General features: G+C 37.2%; 15 protein-coding genes. 12 read left to right on the top strand and 3 right to left on the bottom strand.

Going from position 1 to position 16,148, the window contains the following annotated elements; all coding sequences use genetic code 11:
• Positions 1-41: 41 nt before the first annotated feature.
• Positions 42-2,033, top strand: a complete 1,992-nt coding sequence (dnaG, locus tag FVB9532_RS09030; protein WP_150544881.1) for a DNA primase — start codon at positions 42-44, stop codon at positions 2,031-2,033.
• A 146-nt stretch (positions 2,034-2,179) separates the two neighbouring features.
• Here the strand turns inward: dnaG and nadE are convergent, their stop codons facing one another.
• Positions 2,180-2,971, bottom strand: a complete 792-nt coding sequence (gene nadE / locus FVB9532_RS09025) for an NAD(+) synthase (RefSeq protein ID WP_150544880.1) — start codon at positions 2,969-2,971, stop codon at positions 2,180-2,182.
• Between the two features lie 109 nt (positions 2,972-3,080).
• Between nadE and gldB the strand changes: the two genes are divergently transcribed.
• The gene (gene gldB / locus FVB9532_RS09020) at positions 3,081-4,055 is read left to right on the top strand and encodes a gliding motility lipoprotein GldB (protein ID WP_150544879.1); all 975 of its coding nucleotides are present in this window, start codon (positions 3,081-3,083) and stop codon (positions 4,053-4,055) included.
• Positions 4,055-4,393, top strand: a complete 339-nt coding sequence (gldC, locus tag FVB9532_RS09015) for a gliding motility protein GldC (RefSeq protein ID WP_150544878.1) — start codon at positions 4,055-4,057, stop codon at positions 4,391-4,393. Before gldB ends, gldC begins: the two co-directional genes overlap by 1 nt.
• A gap of 68 nt (positions 4,394-4,461) precedes the next feature.
• Here the strand turns inward: gldC and yihA are convergent, their stop codons facing one another.
• Entirely contained in the window at positions 4,462-5,058 is a 597-nt protein-coding gene (yihA, locus tag FVB9532_RS09010) for a ribosome biogenesis GTP-binding protein YihA/YsxC (protein WP_150544877.1), read from the bottom strand.
• A 4-nt stretch (positions 5,059-5,062) separates the two neighbouring features.
• A complete protein-coding gene (locus FVB9532_RS09005; RefSeq protein WP_150544876.1) occupies positions 5,063-5,827 on the bottom strand; it encodes an alpha/beta fold hydrolase in 765 nt (254 codons plus the stop codon).
• A 284-nt stretch (positions 5,828-6,111) separates the two neighbouring features.
• On the opposite strand from FVB9532_RS09005, the gene mraZ reads away from it, so the two are divergent.
• Genes mraZ through murG form a run of 9 tightly spaced genes read left to right on the top strand, consistent with a single transcriptional unit; the run spans position 6,112 to position 16,140 of the window.
• Entirely contained in the window at positions 6,112-6,582 is a 471-nt protein-coding gene (gene mraZ, locus FVB9532_RS09000; protein WP_150544875.1) for a division/cell wall cluster transcriptional repressor MraZ, read from the top strand.
• The gene (gene rsmH, locus FVB9532_RS08995; RefSeq protein WP_150544936.1) at positions 6,569-7,465 is read left to right on the top strand and encodes a 16S rRNA (cytosine(1402)-N(4))-methyltransferase RsmH; all 897 of its coding nucleotides are present in this window, start codon (positions 6,569-6,571) and stop codon (positions 7,463-7,465) included. The genes mraZ and rsmH overlap by 14 nt, the downstream gene beginning before the upstream one ends.
• 1 nt (position 7,466) lies before the next feature.
• Positions 7,467-7,790: an FtsL-like putative cell division protein gene (locus FVB9532_RS08990; RefSeq protein ID WP_150544874.1), complete on the top strand. Its 324-nt coding sequence runs from the start codon at positions 7,467-7,469 to the stop codon at positions 7,788-7,790.
• A gap of 3 nt (positions 7,791-7,793) precedes the next feature.
• Complete coding sequence (locus FVB9532_RS08985; protein WP_150544873.1) at positions 7,794-9,761, top strand: PASTA domain-containing penicillin-binding protein; 1,968 nt, start codon at positions 7,794-7,796, stop codon at positions 9,759-9,761.
• Positions 9,758-11,221 carry a UDP-N-acetylmuramoyl-L-alanyl-D-glutamate--2,6-diaminopimelate ligase gene (locus FVB9532_RS08980; protein WP_150544872.1) on the top strand — a complete coding sequence of 488 codons (1,464 nt, stop codon included), beginning with the start codon at positions 9,758-9,760 and terminating at the stop codon, positions 11,219-11,221. Before FVB9532_RS08985 ends, FVB9532_RS08980 begins: the two co-directional genes overlap by 4 nt.
• A 16-nt stretch (positions 11,222-11,237) precedes the next feature.
• Positions 11,238-12,467 carry a phospho-N-acetylmuramoyl-pentapeptide-transferase gene (gene mraY / locus FVB9532_RS08975; RefSeq protein ID WP_150544871.1) on the top strand — a complete coding sequence of 410 codons (1,230 nt, stop codon included), beginning with the start codon at positions 11,238-11,240 and terminating at the stop codon, positions 12,465-12,467.
• A 1-nt stretch (position 12,468) separates the two neighbouring features.
• Complete coding sequence (gene murD / locus FVB9532_RS08970; protein WP_150544870.1) at positions 12,469-13,803, top strand: UDP-N-acetylmuramoyl-L-alanine--D-glutamate ligase; 1,335 nt, start codon at positions 12,469-12,471, stop codon at positions 13,801-13,803.
• A gap of 7 nt (positions 13,804-13,810) precedes the next feature.
• Positions 13,811-15,049, top strand: coding sequence for an FtsW/RodA/SpoVE family cell cycle protein (locus FVB9532_RS08965; protein WP_228482281.1), 1,239 nt, complete (start codon positions 13,811-13,813; stop codon positions 15,047-15,049).
• Complete coding sequence (gene murG, locus FVB9532_RS08960) at positions 15,046-16,140, top strand: undecaprenyldiphospho-muramoylpentapeptide beta-N-acetylglucosaminyltransferase (RefSeq protein WP_150544869.1); 1,095 nt, start codon at positions 15,046-15,048, stop codon at positions 16,138-16,140. Before FVB9532_RS08965 ends, murG begins: the two co-directional genes overlap by 4 nt.
• The last annotated feature ends 8 nt before the right edge of the window (positions 16,141-16,148 follow it).

Below are 16,148 nucleotides of genomic sequence, written 5' to 3'. Positions count from 1 at the left end.
GTACTTTTGCAAATTGAAACTTTCCAAGAATTTAAGCTGAAATGATAAAAAAATCGACCATAGATCAAGTATTCGATGCCGCTCGTGTAGAAGAGGTTATTGGCGATTTTGTACAGTTAAAAAAATCAGGTACCAATTATAAAGGTTTAAGTCCGTTTACCGATGAACGTACCCCAAGTTTTATGGTTTCGCCCGTAAAACAAATCTGGAAGGACTTTAGTAGTGGTAAAGGCGGAAATGCGGTCGCATTTTTAATGGAACACGAACACTTTAATTATCCCGAAGCCATTAAATACCTGGCTAAAAAATATGGGATAGAAATTGAAGAAACCGAGCAAACTGATGAGCAAAAACAACAAGCCGATGAGCGTGAAAGTATGTTTCTGGTTTCAGAATTCGCAAATGAATTTTTTCACAAAAAACTTTTAAAAACTGAACAAGGAAAAGCCATAGGTTTAAGTTACTTTAAGGAGCGTGGCTTTAGCATGGAAACCATCGAGAAATTCGATTTGGGATATTCCCCAGACGTTTGGGATGCTTTTACCGAAGAGGCTTTAAAAAAAGGATATCAATTAGAGTTTTTAGAAAAAACCGGACTTACCATCGTTAAAGGTGACAAAGCAGCGGGTTCAGCAACCAAAAAATTTGACCGATTCAAAGGACGGGTGATGTTTCCTATTCATTCCATGTCGGGACGAACGCTTGGTTTTGGAGGCCGAATTCTGAATAATGACAAAAAAGCTGCGAAATATTTAAATTCTCCGGAAAGTGATATTTACCATAAAAGTAAAGTGCTTTACGGGATTTATTATGCTAAACAAAGTATTGCCAAAGAAGATAATTGTTATTTGGTAGAAGGTTATACCGATGTTATTCAAATGCATCAAGCGGGAATTGAAAATGTGGTGGCTTCTTCTGGTACGGCCTTAACTCCAGAACAAATTCGACTTATCAATCGACTCACCAAAAATATTACCGTACTTTTTGATGGAGATGCCGCCGGGCTTCGCGCTTCCTTACGAGGGGTAGATTTAATTTTGGAACAGGGCATGAACGTGAAAGTTTGTGCTTTCCCAGAAGGGGAAGATCCCGATAGTTTTGCCAAAGCAAATACCCAAGAAGATATCCAGGAGTTTCTTCAGCAAAATTCAAAAGATTTTATCAGCTTTAAAGCTTCCCTTTTGGTCAATCAAGCGCAAGGCGACCCAATTAAAAAAGCAGAAGTTATTCGGGATATGGTCAATAGTATTTCCAAGATACCGGACCGCATTCAGCAGGAAATTTACCTGAAAGAATGTACCCGCATCATGGATGTTTCAGAAGAAGTGTTGTACAGTTCCTTGGCGCAGTTAATGTCTAAAAAAGACCGGGAAAATTCCAGAGGTTCAGCTCCGCAACAAAAAACCATGCAAGCGGTGAAAAATGAACAAAAACCGGTGCCAAAAGTCAATCAAAAGTATGAAATTGAGCGCTATATTATTAGTTTGTTAATTCACTTTGGGAATGAAAAAGCCGGCTTTGAAGAATTTTACTTGGAAGAAAATGAAGAATCAGAACTAATTTTAAAATCGGAAACCAAAGAAAGAAAAGTCTATGAGAAGATTTATTTAGATCTTCAGGAAGATGAAATTTCTTTTACTGATACAGAATTTAAATACCTGTATAATGAATTAATCAATGAGCTGCTCAATAAAGATTCGTTGGAGGTGGATAAATTCATGAATAAGTTAGAAAAAGATATTGTGCCAAAGTTTGTCGATATCTTAATTGAATACGAAAAATACTCCCTTTCCCGTTGGTCTACACAAGATATTTTTGTGGCTAACTTAGATCAATTAAAACCAGAACAAGTAGATGATGCTATTTTACGATTGCGCCATTTGTTGATTTATGAAAAGATTGAAGAATTGTTGGGGGTAACCAAAGAAAATATAGGAGAACACCACCGTGAAATCATCGAAGAAATCATGCAATACAAAGATCTCTACAGAAGCATTGGCGATAAAATTAGAGCAGTACTTACGATTCGCTAGAAAATTTTTGCGTTGCGTCATTCCGGACCTGCCAGCCGGCGAGGCAGGCTTGACACAGAATCCCATACAGCTTTACAACTTATAATTTTAAAATAAATGCATTTTTGTTACACAGAGCGGAGTCGAAGTGTTAGAAACAGCATCAATTACTTCTTTAAATTTAGTGGAATCTCACAAACCGGTATCGGTTTCATTTTATGCTGATTCGCTTTATTGAAGCTTTTGTAAATATTAAAAACTTCTGCTTTTCTACCGGAAAAATTATCTGCTGTTTTTCCTAACTCGTCCATATGCATCGCCCATTCCAATTCTGGGTAAGAAGCCCCAATTTGGTCTTCATCCGTACGGTCGTCACCCCAAAGTCCATCGGTAGGCTGTGCGTCTAGAATTTCTTGATTTATCCCTAAATGTTCAGCAATTTCGTAAACTTCCGTTTTTAATAAATCAGCAATCGGACTCAAATCAACCCCGCCATCACCATATTTTGTATAAAAACCAACCCCGAAATCCTCTACTTTATTTCCGGTTCCTGCTACTAATAATTTTTCTAAAGCGGCAAAATAATAAAGCGAAGTCATTCGTAACCGCGCACGGGTATTTGCCAAAGACATAAACCTATCTTCTTCTTTTTCAACGCTGGGTAAGGAGTCGACTAAACTGTCAAAAACAGGAGTGAGGTTCACCTGTTGCAGTTCAATATTTTCGTAGTTTTTCTGTAGCCATTCAATATGTCTCACAGCACGATTTACTTGGTTTTCTGCTTGATGAATAGGCATTTCTAAACACATTACCCGCAAGCCTGTCTCTGTACAAAGCGTAGAAGTAACCGCAGAATCAATTCCGCCACTAACCCCAATCACAAAGCCATTCATGTTGCTTTGGGTTGCATAATCTTTTAGCCATTTTACAATGTGGTGGGTTACTTTTTGGGTTTGCATGGGTAAATGTTTTAAGTTTATAAATTACCTTTGCAACAAAAATAAGCTTTTCAGGATAATTATAAACTTTTAAGGGCGTTAAAGACATCATAAGAACAAATCGAAACCTATGCTTAAAAATTTTCTCTTTTTACTTTTTTCCATCATTGTTTTAACGAGTTGTGAAGATGAAAATAAAGTAGAACAAGAAATCTCAAAAATTCCTGTTGAAGTGAAAGTAGATCGTTTTGATCAGGTTTTTGCGGAAGCTTCTCCTGAAGATTTACCCACACTAAAGGAAAACTATCCATTGTTATTTCCTAAATCTTATCCTGATTCTATTTGGTTGAATATGATGAAAGATACCATTCAGCAAGAAATGGATCGGGAAGTAGCTAAAGCCTTTCTTGGTTTGGAGGAAGAGACTCAGGATATAGAACATTTATTTCAGCATTTAAAATATTATTTTCCTAACAAGTTTGAAACTCCAGAAGTTATTACGGTTACTTCAGAAGTAGATTATAAAAATAAAGTCATTGCTGCCGATAGTGTTCTCCTAATTTCATTAGATACTTATTTGGGAAAAGAGCATAAATTTTATGTAGGGCTTCAGCAATATTTGAAAAAGAATTTTAGGAAAGAGCAGCTAGTTCCGGATATTGCTTTTGCATATGGAGAGCAATACATTCCGCAGCCCAAATCAAGAACCTTGCTAGCTTCCATGATTTACTACGGAAAGATTTTATACTTTAAAGATAAATTGATTCCAGGATATAGCGATGCTGAAAAAATAGGCTATACAGCAGATGAGATGGAATGGGCAAGAACCAATGAAGAGCAGATTTGGCGATATTTTATAGAACATGAAATCTTGTTTGATACCGATGCTAACTTACAAAAGCGTTTTATTAATTTAGCACCGTTCACGAAGTTTAGATTGCAATTAGATAGTGAAAGTCCACCGCAATTGGGGCAATATATAGGATGGCAAATTGTAAGACAGTTTGCTGATAAACATCCTGATTTATCTTTGCAAGAAGTTTTGCAAAAAGACGACGAACAAATTTTTAAACAATCAAATTATAAACCGAGAAAACCCGAATAATGGCTAATAAAAAATCTGAGATAAAAATACAGGTAGAAGTAGATGAAAATAATGTGCCGGAAAATTTAAATTGGAGTGCGCAAGACGGTGGTGTTAATAATGAAGAAGCAAAAGCCATGTTATTATCGCTTTGGGATAGCAAAAATCAAGAAACGTTACGTATCGATTTGTGGACCAAAGATATGCCGTTAGATGAAATGAAGGTGTTTTTTCATCAAACCCTAGTGGCGATGAGCAATACGTTTTATCGCGCTACCGAAGATGAAAAAATGATGGAAACTATGAAAGATTTCTGTGATTACTTCGCAGATAAATTAGAGTTGAAAAAGGAAGATTGATTGTAGATTTCTCTCGTGAAGTCACCCTGAACTAGTTTCAGGGTCTCATCATCCTTAAATGGGGGAAATTAAAGTTTACTATTAACCTCTTCAATATAACCTAAAAGCTCTTCCCTTCCCACTTCTTTAGCAGATGAGGTAATAAAATGTGGAGGTAAAGCCTCCCAAGTTTCTAGTAACTTGTCTAAATATTGTTGAACGTTTCTTTCAATAGCGTTCGGTTTCAGTTTATCGGCTTTTGTAAATATAATTGAAAACGGGATCATATTTTCACCCAACCACTGCATAAATTCTAAATCTATTTTTTGCGGTTCGTGCCGAACGTCGATAAGCACGAAAGCAGAAATCAATTGCTTTCGGTGTTTAAAATAATCGGTAATAAACTTCTGAAAAGTCTTTTTTTCTTTTTTACTTACTCGGGCATAACCATACCCCGGTAAATCTACCAAATGCCATTCTTCATTAATTAAAAAATGATTGATGAGCTGGGTCTTTCCTGGTCTTCCCGAAGTTTTTGCCAAGCTTTTTCGCTTTGTAAGCATGTTGATAAGCGAAGATTTTCCAACATTACTTCTGCCTATAAAAGCATATTCCGGTAAGTGACTGTCCGGGCATTTTTTTGCGTCACTATTACTAACTATAAAATTGGCAGATTTGATGATCATCAGCTTAAAGTTCTTTTTCTTTTAGCCATTCGTGGAGTAACTTGTTAAACTCATCAGGATGTTCCATCATCGCTGCATGTCCACATTTATCAATCCAATATAAATCAGAATTAGGTAAAAGTTTATTGAAATCTTCCGCCACTTCAGGAGGAGTTACATTATCTTGTTTTCCCCAAATAATGCAGGTCGGGGTTTGCATTTTTGGTAAATCTTTCGCCATATTGTGCCTGATTGCACTTTTAGCAATAGCTAAGGTTTTTACCAATTTATTCCGGTTATTAACCGTAGCGTAAACATCATCTACAATTTCTTTCGTAGCTACTGCAGGATCATAAAAAACATTTTCTGCTTTTTGTTTGATGTAATCGTAATCGCCACGCTTAGGGTAGCTTTCCCCCATCGCACTTTCGTAAAGACCGGAACTTCCGGTAATTACCAATCCTTTCATTTTCTTAGGGTAGAGTTTGGTGGTGAGCAAGGCAATATGGCCTCCTAAAGAGTTGCCCAGTAAAATTACTTCTTTGTAATTTTTAAACTCTATAAACTCTCCTATGTATTTAGCAAAATTAGAAACACTGGTTTTTAATAAAGGCATGGTATATAGTGGCAATTCTGGGATTACCACTTTGTATCCATTTTCAGGAAAAAAGTTAGCAACACCATCAAAATTACTTAAACCTCCCATTAAACCATGCAGGATAATTATTGGAGTACCTTCTCCTTTTTCTACATAACTAAATTTTCCTTCAGATTTAATTTCTTCTTTCATCAATAAGAATTGCGTTTAGCAAAAGCAAATATATAGATTATTGTTTAAGTATGAGTCATTAATCTTTATTTGAGTTTCAACTTCATTTTAGTTAGGTGATTTTCAGTTTATTCAGTAGCTGATCTTTGGTAAATTCCCCACTTTTTGTAAAAGCTTAATTATCAGTAGTAATAAGGCTTTGGGCTTTGTAGGGATGAATGGAAGCCTAAAACTTATTAACAATGTGGTAAATTGTGGTAAAAAGTGGTAAAAATTTCAATATATTTGAACTAAGAATTCTTGAGGTGGTAAATTTAATAGGATCATACGAATGTAAAATCGATGCGAAAGGTCGATTAATGGTGCCTTCAAAACTCAAATCGCAACTTCTGCCTATGTTAGAAGAGGGTTTTGTGTTGAAGCGTGCTGTTTTTCAGCCATGTATCGAAATGTATCCGATGAGTGAGTGGAATGCTTTAATGCAGAAAGTGAACTCGCTTAACCGCTTTAAAAAGAAAAACAACGACTTTATCAGAAGGTTTACCGCTGGAGTAAAAATGGTAGAAGTTGATGCTAATGGAAGGCTTTTGGTGCCGAAAGATCTACTCAATTTTGCCGGACTTCAAAAAGAGATAGTGCTTTCTTCTGCAATCAATATTGTAGAAATATGGGATAAAACAAAATACGAAGCAGCTATTGAAGATGCAACCGATGATTTTGCAGATTTAGCTGAAGAAGTAATGGGAGATAGCGATGACGAACTTGGAATATCATAACCCGGTCTTATTAAAAGAAACAGTTGATGGCTTAAATATTAAGCCTGATGGCGTTTATGTGGATGTCACCTTTGGCGGTGGCGGTCATTCCCGTGAAATTTTGAGCCGGTTGGGAGAAAGTGGGAAATTGTTGGCTTTTGATCAGGATCCTGATGCCAAGCAAAACGTAATTGATGATAAGCGCTTTACGCTTATTCCTGAAAACTTCCGTTACCTAAAGCAATTTCTAAGGTTTTACGGTTGCAAAAAAGTAGATGGGGTTTTAGGGGATTTTGGAGTTTCTTCCCATCAATTTGATGTTGCTGAACGTGGTTTTTCCACAAGATTTGATTCTAGGTTAGATATGCGGATGAATCAGCGGGATAAAATCAGTGCTTATGAAGTGGTTAATGAATATGCCGAAGCCGATTTGCGCTCGGTTTTTTGTCAATATGGGGAATTGAAAAATGCGCCTAAACTGGCAAGGTTAATTGTTCAGGAACGTGCTGAAAATCCTATTGAAACCGGAGATCATTTAAAAGAATTATTGACCCCGTTTCTTTTTAAAGGAAAGGAGTTTAAAATTTTAGCGCAGATCTATCAAGCGATTCGAATTGAAGTAAATCAAGAAATTCAGGTGCTGAAAGAATTTTTGCAGCAAACCGAGGAAGTCTTGGAGCCCGGTGGGCGAATCAGTTTAATTTCTTACCATTCACTAGAAGATCGTTTGGTGAAAAGATATATAAGAAATGGGCTTTTTGAAGGCGAACCTGAAAAAGATGTTTTTGGCAGAGTAGAGGTTCCGTTTAAAAAAGTTGGAAAATTAATTACTCCTTCAAAAAAAGAAATTGAAGAGAATAATAGAGCGAGAAGTGCAAAATTAAGAATAGGAGAACGTATTTAAGATGAAAGGAAGAATCTACGATTTTCTTAAAGGAAAATTTTTAATAAGTGACGATGCGCTTAAAAATTGGAGCTTCATTTTGTTTTGTACCGCTTTGGCCATCGTGATGATTGCCTGTTCGCACAGTGCTGAACGAAAAGTGCATGAGATTGCAAGATTGAATAAGGAGGTAAGGGAGTTGCGAAGTGAACATGTAGACCTTGAAAAAAGTTTGATGCAATTAAAAATGGAATCGACCATTTTGAAGAAAGTAGAAGGTTTAGGCTTGGGGACCTCTAAAAACCCACCACAAAAAATTGTAGTTGTAAACAGTAAAAAGAAATAATTTTTGACAACCGAGAAGAACATATTATACAGACTTTATGCGATTGCCGGAGCAACCTTTTTGTTTGCTTTCGTTATTGCGTTTAAGTTGGTGAATATTCAGGTTGCCGAAGGAGAAAAATACAAAGAGCTTTCAGAGAAAAGAGTTTTTAAAAATTTCACCATTCCAGCTAATCGCGGAAATTTATACGATACCAATGGAAGTCTGTTGGCAACTTCAGTTCCTGAATACGATATCCGTTTGGATGCTTTAACCGTTTCTCAAGAAAATTTCGACAAAAACTTAAAGCCTTTGGCAACTGAACTTTCTAAAATGTTTGGGAAGCCGGAATCGTATTACATCAATACCATCAGAAGAGCACGGGCTAATAAAAACCGATATTTTTTAATTGCGCGTGGAGTTAGCTATACGCAATATGTAAAAATTAAAAACTTCCCTATGTTCCGTTTAGGAGCTTACAAAGGTGGGTTTATTGCAGAACAGCGGACCGTTCGCGAAAGACCACTTGGTAAAATAGGTGAACGTACGGTAGGTCATGGTCAAGCCGGATTGGAAGGAGCTTATAATGAATACCTTCAAGGGAAAGACGGACATCGATTAAAGCAAAAAATTGCACAAGGGCAATGGAAACCCATCAATGACGCCAATGAAAAAGAACCTCAAGATGGTTTAGATGTCGTTTCTACCATTGATATTAATATTCAAGATATCGCTCATCATGCCTTGCTTTCTCAATTAGAACGTTTTCAAGCCGATCACGGAACTGTAGTGGTAATGGAAACCAAAACCGGGGAGATTAAAGCCATGGCTAATTTAGGCCGCACCGACGAAGGGAAATATTACGAAAAAAGAAATTATGCCGTTTGGGAATCCCATGAGCCTGGAAGTACTTTCAAGCTAATGGCGATGGTCGCCGCTTTAGAAGATAAAGTGGTTGATACGACCGACTTGGTCGATACGGAAGACGGAACAGTGAAATATTACGACCGTATTGTTCGTGATTCTCATAGAGGTGGATTTGGTGAAATTTCTGTCGCTCGCGCTTTTGAAGTTTCTTCAAACACAGCCTTTTCAAAATTTATTTATCAAGGCTATAAAGACAATCCGGAAGCTTTTGTAGATCGCTTGGATTATATGGGATTGAATAAAAAAATAGGCTTAGCCATAAAAGGAGAAGGAACACCTAAAATTCCACATCCCGATGATAGCAATTGGTACGGAACCACGTTGCCATGGATGTCATTTGGCTATGGAGTAGCCATCACGCCTTTACAAACCTTGGCATTTTACAATGCCATTGCTAATGACGGGTTGATGATTAAACCACGTTTAATTAAAGAAGTACGAAACCGAGATCGGATTATTCATGACTATAACGAGCCTGTGGTGCAAAATTCAGTTTGTTCCAAAGAAACAGCGGCCAAAGTAAGGGAAATGATGAAAAACACGGTAAAGCGTGGAACAGCTACTAATATTTATACAGAAAATTTTTCTATGGCGGGTAAAACAGGAACATGTTTAACCGGTTATGGTAGTGGGAAAAGCGGTTCAGAATACATCGCTTCTTTTGCAGGATATTTTCCGGCAGATAATCCTAAATATTCGTGTATAGTAGTGATTAGCCGGCCTGATCGAAGCATCGGTTACTACGGGAATATTGTAGCCGCTCCGGTTTTTAAAACCATTGCCAGAAAAATTTATACCGATACTCCAAAAGTAGATGAAGTAAAAGATTTGGAAAACACCAACCCTGAAGTTGATCAGGATTTTGAAAAATATTTTGCCGTCGCTCAAAAGTATAAAACCATAATGCCTGATGTAAAAGGATTACCGGCAATGGATGCTGTGGCTTTATTGGAAAACTTAGGCCTGCACGTAGAATTAAACGGCGCTGGGAAAATAAAAAAACAAAGCATTCAGAAAGGACAAAAAATTAAACAAAATCAAACCATCTTAATTTCTTCCATTTGATACAGTTAAAAGACATACTCTACAAAGTGGCTATTGAAACAGTGATAGGAGGGACTTCCGTAGCTGTAGGAGAACTTCATTTCGATTCCCGAAAGGTAACTTTGAATGATGTTTTTATTGCTATTCGCGGAGCAGTTTCAGATGGTCATGAATATATTCAGCAAGCTGAAAAGCAAGGAGCTTTGGTAATTGTTTGTGAAGAATTGCCAGAAAATAAAATAGGCGGCATCACTTACGTAAAAGTAAAAGATACCAAAATGGCGCTGGCTTTAATGGCTAGTAATTACTACGGGAATCCTTCAGGAAACTTAAAATTGGTCGGTGTCACCGGAACCAACGGAAAGACCACCGTTAGCACTTTATTGCATCAATTATTTAGTAAAGCCGGTTACCAAGTTGGGTTAATTTCAACCGTGGTTATTAAAGTTGGCGAAAAAGATTACGAAACAAAACTTACCACACCCGATTCGATTACCATCAATAAATATTTGGCTGAAATGAGTGAGGCCGGAGTGGAATTTTGTTTTATGGAAGTAAGTTCTCACGGAATCGATCAGCATCGCACTAGCGGATTAACGTTCACCGGAGGAATATTCACCAATCTCTCACACGATCATTTAGATTACCACAAGACCTTTGCCGAATACAGAGATGTGAAAAAACGCTTTTTTGATGAACTGCCGAAAAGTGCATTCGCTTTGACCAATGCCGATGATAAAAACGGAGCGATCATGCTTCAAAATACCAAAGCGAAAAAATATACTTATGGTTTAAAAACCATGGCCGATTATAAAGCCCAGATTCTTGAGAATAGTTTTGGCGGTTTATTGCTGAAATTAAATGGAAATGAAATTTGGAGCAAACTCGTAGGGAACTTTAATGCCTATAATTTGGCGGCCATCTATGGAACTGCAGATTTATTGGGACTTAATGAATTGGAAAACCTGCAGTTGATTAGTAGCCTAACTGCTGTAAGCGGAAGGTTTCAATACTATATTTCTGATGGCAAAATAACGGCTATTGTTGATTATGCGCATACACCAGATGCTTTAAAAAATGTTCTGGAAACCATCAATTCCATTAGAACTAAAAACGAAGATTTGATTACCGTTGTTGGGTGTGGCGGAGATCGTGATACTACCAAGCGTCCTAAAATGGGAAAAATCGCTTCAGAGTTAAGTACCAAAGTGGTGTTTACCAGTGATAACCCAAGAACTGAAGATCCCGATAAAATTATAGAGGATGTTGAGGCTGGGGTAGAACCACAAAATGTAAAAAAGGTAATTGCCGTAACCAATCGTAAGCAAGCTATTAAAACTGCTTGTGTAATGGCGAAAGCTAGTGATATTGTTTTGATTGCCGGAAAAGGACATGAAACTTATCAGGAAATCAATGGAGTAAGATCAGATTTTGATGACATGAAAATCGTCAAAGAATTTTTAATTCAATTAGAAAAGTAATCGTAAAAAGTAAGTAATGCTGTACTATTTATTTCAGTTTTTAGAAGAACAATACGAGATGCCGGGAGCACAGATATTCCAGTTTATCTCGTTTCGTGCGGCCTTGGCGATTATTTTTTCGTTACTCATTTCTACGATTTTCGGGAAAAGGATTATCAATTATTTACAAAGAAAACAAGTAGGTGAAAGCGTTCGTGATTTGGGACTTCAAGGACAATCAGAAAAAGCCGGAACCCCGACTATGGGAGGGGTCATTATTATTTTGGCTACGTTAATTCCAGTGTTGCTTTTCGCGAAACTCGATAATGTATATGTCTGGTTGCTCATCGTTACCACTATTTGGATGGGAATTATAGGTTTTATTGACGATTATATTAAAACCTTTAAAAAAAATAAAGAAGGTTTAGAAGGCAAATTTAAAATTATTGGTCAAGTTGGACTTGGCCTTATCGTGGGAGCAACCATGTATTTTCATCCTGATATCACGGTGAAAGAGCAAGTGCGGACAGATGTGGTGAAAGAAGAAATTACCGATGCAAAGCCTAACAATTTTGAAAGTGAAAAGAAATCAACTAAGACAACTATTCCTTTTGTAAAGAATAATGAATTTGATTATTCCAGTTTAATTACTTGGATTGATGCTGATTATGCGAAATACGCGTGGATAATTTTCATTCCGATTGTGATTTTTATCGTTGCAGCAGTATCTAACGGAGCGAATTTAACCGATGGAATCGATGGTCTTGCCGCAGGTTCTTCCGCGATTGTTGTCCTCACCTTAGGGCTTTTTGCTTGGGTTTCGGGAAACATTGTTTTTTCCGATTATCTCAATGTGATGAATATTCCAAATTCAGGGGAAATGACGGTGTATATCGCTGCTTTTGCCGGAGCCTTGGTAGGTTTTTTATGGTATAACACGTTCCCGGCGCAAGTATTTATGGGGGATACCGGAAGTTTAACCATTGGCGGAATCATTGCCGTTTTGGCTATTGCCACTAGAAAAGAGTTGTTGATTCCTATTCTCTGCGGAATTTTCTTAATCGAAAATTTATCGGTAGTGCTACAGGTAAGTTGGTTTAAATACACGCGAAAAAAGTTTGGCGAAGGAAGAAGGATTTTCTTGATGTCGCCTTTGCATCATCACTATCAAAAGAAAGGTCAGCACGAAAGTAAGATTGTTGTGCGGTTTTGGATTGTTGGGATTTTTCTTGCGGTACTCACCATCATCACCTTAAAACTAAGGTAAAATGAAAAGGTTAGTAGTGCTTGGAGGTGGAGAAAGTGGTATAGGAACCGCTTTACTGGGAAAAGCAAAAGGCTATGAAGTCTTTGTTTCAGACAAAGGAATAATAGTTGAAAAATATAAAGAAGTTCTTGTAAATAACGAAATAGATTGGGAAGATGAAAAGCATACAGAAGCTTTAATTCTTAATGCTGATCTGGTAATGAAAAGCCCTGGGATTCCTGAGAAAGTTGAAATGGTGCAAAAACTATTTCAAAAAGGAATTCCGGTCATTTCTGAAATCGAATTTGCTTCCGCATTTACCCAAGCTAATATTATTGGTATTACGGGAAGTAATGGAAAGACCACCACTGCAACATGGACAGATTATGTGCTGAAAAATGGAGGTTTAAATGTAGCTCTAGCAGGTAATATTGGAGACAGTTTCGCAAAAGCTGTGTGGAAAGATAAAGTAGAGCATTATGTGTTAGAGCTGAGTAGTTTTCAGTTAGATGGTATTGAGAAGTTTAGACCGCATATTGCTGTGTTAACCAATATCACACCCGATCATTTAGATCGATATGAGTATAAATATGAAAACTATATCGCTTCTAAATTCAGTATAACCAAGAACCAAACCGAGGAGGATTATTTCATTTATGATGCCGATAATCCTACCATCGCAGAGTGGATAGAAAAAATTGAAATAAAAGCAAAAAAGCTACCGCTAACTTTTCAGAAAAAAGTAAAAGAAGGCGCGTACGCAGATGAACAAAATATTATAGTAAGAATAGAAGATAACGAGTTTATTATGGCAAGAGAAGATCTAGCGTTGAAAGGTGAGCATAACACGAAAAATGCCATGGCAGCATCAACTGTAGCACAATTATTAAGAATTAGAAAGCAAACCATTCGTGAAAGTATGGGAAGTTTTCAAGGCGTTGAGCATCGTTTAGAAAAAGTATTGAAAATTAATAATGTTCAATACATTAACGATTCAAAAGCGACCAATATCAATGCAACTTATTACGCCTTAGAAAGTGTTCCTTCAGAAACCATTTGGATTGTTGGCGGTGTTGATAAAGGAAACAAATATGAAGAATTACTTTCATTGGTAAATGAAAAAGTAAAAGCCATTATTTGTTTAGGTGTTGATAATGCCAGAATCAAAGAAGTATTTAGCAATTGTGTGGAAAATCTAGTGGAAACGCAATCGATGAAGGAAGCAGTGCAATTAGCTTATCATTTAGGGAAGTCTGGCGATACAGTCTTGCTTTCCCCAGCTTGTGCGAGTTTTGATTTATTTCAGAATTATGAAGACCGCGGAAGACAATTTAAAGATAACGTAAGAAACCTATAAGTAATTAGTGGCAGGAAACGATAACATATCATCAAAAAATGTTTTTTCCTATTTAAAAGGAGATAAAGCCATTTGGGCCGCAGCTGCCCTTTTGGCCATATTTTCGTTTATTCCGGTATACAGTGCGAGTAGTAATTTAGCCTATTTGTATGGAGATGGAGGTACTTTTAAATACCTAATTACCCATTTTGTACATCTGTTTTTAGGATTCGTGATCATTTATGCAATTCATCGAATTCCCTATCATTATTTTAAAGGCTTATCTATTTTAATGATTCCGGTAATCGTTGGCTTGCTCATTTATACCTTGGCACAGGGAACCACCATTGGAGGAGCAAATGCCAGCCGATGGATTACTATTCCCATCATTAACAAGACGTTCCAAACTTCAACCTTGGCATCTGTCATCTTAATGATTTATGTAGCTCGCTATCTATCGAAGATACACGAGAAAAAAGTTACGTTTAAAGAAACAATTTTACCACTTTGGGTGCCGGTAGCTGTAATTTTAATGCTAATTTTGCCGGCCAATTTTTCGACAACGGCCATTATGTTTTTAATGGTGATGACGCTGGTTTTTCTGGGAGGTTATCCGTTAAAATACATCGGGATCATTTTAGGTTCTGGCGCATTGGTTTTATTGCTGTTTGTATTATCGGCAAAAGCTTTTCCCGGAGTTTTCCCAAATAGGGTAGATACGTGGATAAGTCGGGTGGAGAATTTTACGAATGATGAAGATACGGAAGCCGATTATCAAATTGAAAAAGCAAAAATAGCAATAGCAAGAGGTGGTTTGGCAGGAGCAGGGATAGGAAAAAGTATTCAGCGTAATTTTTTGCCACAATCTTCTTCCGATTTCATTTATGCCATTATTGTTGAAGAAATGGGATTGTTGGGAGCTTTTGGCGTGATGCTGGCTTACCTGTTTATCTTATTCAGGTTAGTCGTAATTTCCACGAAAGCACCCACTATTTTTGGGAAATTGGTTGTGGTGGCTGTGGGATTGCCAATTATTTTTCAGGCATTGATTAATATGGCAGTAGCTGTTGAATTATTTCCGGTAACCGGGCAAACGCTTCCGCTAATTAGTAGTGGGGGATCATCGATTTGGATGACGTGTTTAGCCTTGGGAATAGTGCAAAGTGTAGCAGCGAAACGGGAAGAAATTAAAAAACAAGAAGAAGAATTAAACTCGATAGAAGACGATAACGATAATCCGTTAGAAATTTTGAGTGAAGCGATATGAGCAAATTAAAATTCATACTCTCTGGAGGCGGAACCGGTGGTCACATTTACCCGGCGGTTGCTATTGCCGATGAGCTGAAGCGTCGTCACCCCGATGCTGAATTTTTATTTGTCGGCGCTCAAGACCGGATGGAAATGCAAAAAGTGCCTAAAGCCGGTTACCAGATTGAAGGTTTATGGATTAGCGGAATTCAACGAAAGTTAACGCTGCAAAACTTAGCTTTCCCTTTTAAATTGTTAAGTAGTTTGCGTAAATCGAGAACGATTATTAAAAAGTTTCAGCCTGATGTAGTGATTGGTACCGGTGGTTTTGCTAGCGGACCTTTACTCAAAGTGGCGAATCAAAAAAATATCCCAACCGTTTTACAAGAGCAAAATTCCTTCGCAGGAATTACCAATAAATGGTTAGCGAATGAAGCCGATAAAATTTGTGTAGCCTATGCGGGAATGGAGAAATTTTTCCCCAAAGAAAAAATAAGATTCACCGGAAATCCCGTAAGGCAAGATCTTATTGAGATTCAACATAAAGAAAACGAAGCGCAAGCTTATTTTAAACTCATACCCAATAAAAAAAAGGTTTTAGTGATTGGTGGTAGTTTGGGGGCTAAGCGTATTAACGAATTAATAGAAGCCAACTTAAGCTATTTTGAAGCCAATAACTTACAAGTGATTTGGCAAACCGGGAAGTTATACTTCGAAAAATACAAGAAATACCAATCGGCCAGCGTGCAAGTTCATGAATTTTTAGACCGAATGGATTTAGCCTATAGTGCAGCAGATTATATCATATCAAGAGCAGGAGCAGGCTCGGTAAGTGAGTTGTGTATGGTGGCGAAACCGGTGTTGTTTATTCCATCACCAAACGTAGCAGAAGATCATCAAACCAAAAATGCGATGAGTTTGGTAAAAGAAGAGGCTGCTTTAATGTTGAAGGAAACGGACTTGGAAGAAAAATTTCAACAAGAATTTTTAGCATTGATAAGTTCAGAAGCGCTTCAGCAAAAATTAGGAGCAAATATTTTAAAGTTGGCCAAACCAAATGCCACGAAGGATATTGCAGATGAAATTGAAAAATTAATTAAAAAAAAGTAAAAGCGTAA

It is taken from the genome of Mesonia oceanica (genome assembly GCF_902499555.1).
GTDB classification, from domain to species: domain Bacteria; phylum Bacteroidota; class Bacteroidia; order Flavobacteriales; family Flavobacteriaceae; genus Mesonia; species Mesonia oceanica.
This window is presented reverse-complemented; position numbering and strand designations above follow the sequence as displayed.

Bases quoted from the DNA above. Each gene is read 5' to 3' on its own strand.
- dnaG (WP_150544881.1), top strand. From the start codon at position 42: ATGATAAAAAAATCGACCATAGATCAAGTATTCGATGCCGCTCGTGTA.
- nadE (WP_150544880.1), bottom strand. From the start codon at position 2,971: ATGCAAACCCAAAAAGTAACCCACCACATTGTAAAATGGCTAAAAGAT.
- gldB (WP_150544879.1), top strand. From the start codon at position 3,081: ATGCTTAAAAATTTTCTCTTTTTACTTTTTTCCATCATTGTTTTAACG.
- gldC (WP_150544878.1), top strand. From the start codon at position 4,055: ATGGCTAATAAAAAATCTGAGATAAAAATACAGGTAGAAGTAGATGAA.
- yihA (WP_150544877.1), bottom strand. From the start codon at position 5,058: ATGATCATCAAATCTGCCAATTTTATAGTTAGTAATAGTGACGCAAAA.
- FVB9532_RS09005 (WP_150544876.1), bottom strand. From the start codon at position 5,827: ATGAAAGAAGAAATTAAATCTGAAGGAAAATTTAGTTATGTAGAAAAA.
- FVB9532_RS08990 (WP_150544874.1), top strand. From the start codon at position 7,467: ATGAAAGGAAGAATCTACGATTTTCTTAAAGGAAAATTTTTAATAAGT.
- mraY (WP_150544871.1), top strand. From the start codon at position 11,238: ATGCTGTACTATTTATTTCAGTTTTTAGAAGAACAATACGAGATGCCG.
- murD (WP_150544870.1), top strand. From the start codon at position 12,469: ATGAAAAGGTTAGTAGTGCTTGGAGGTGGAGAAAGTGGTATAGGAACC.
- murG (WP_150544869.1), top strand. From the start codon at position 15,046: ATGAGCAAATTAAAATTCATACTCTCTGGAGGCGGAACCGGTGGTCAC.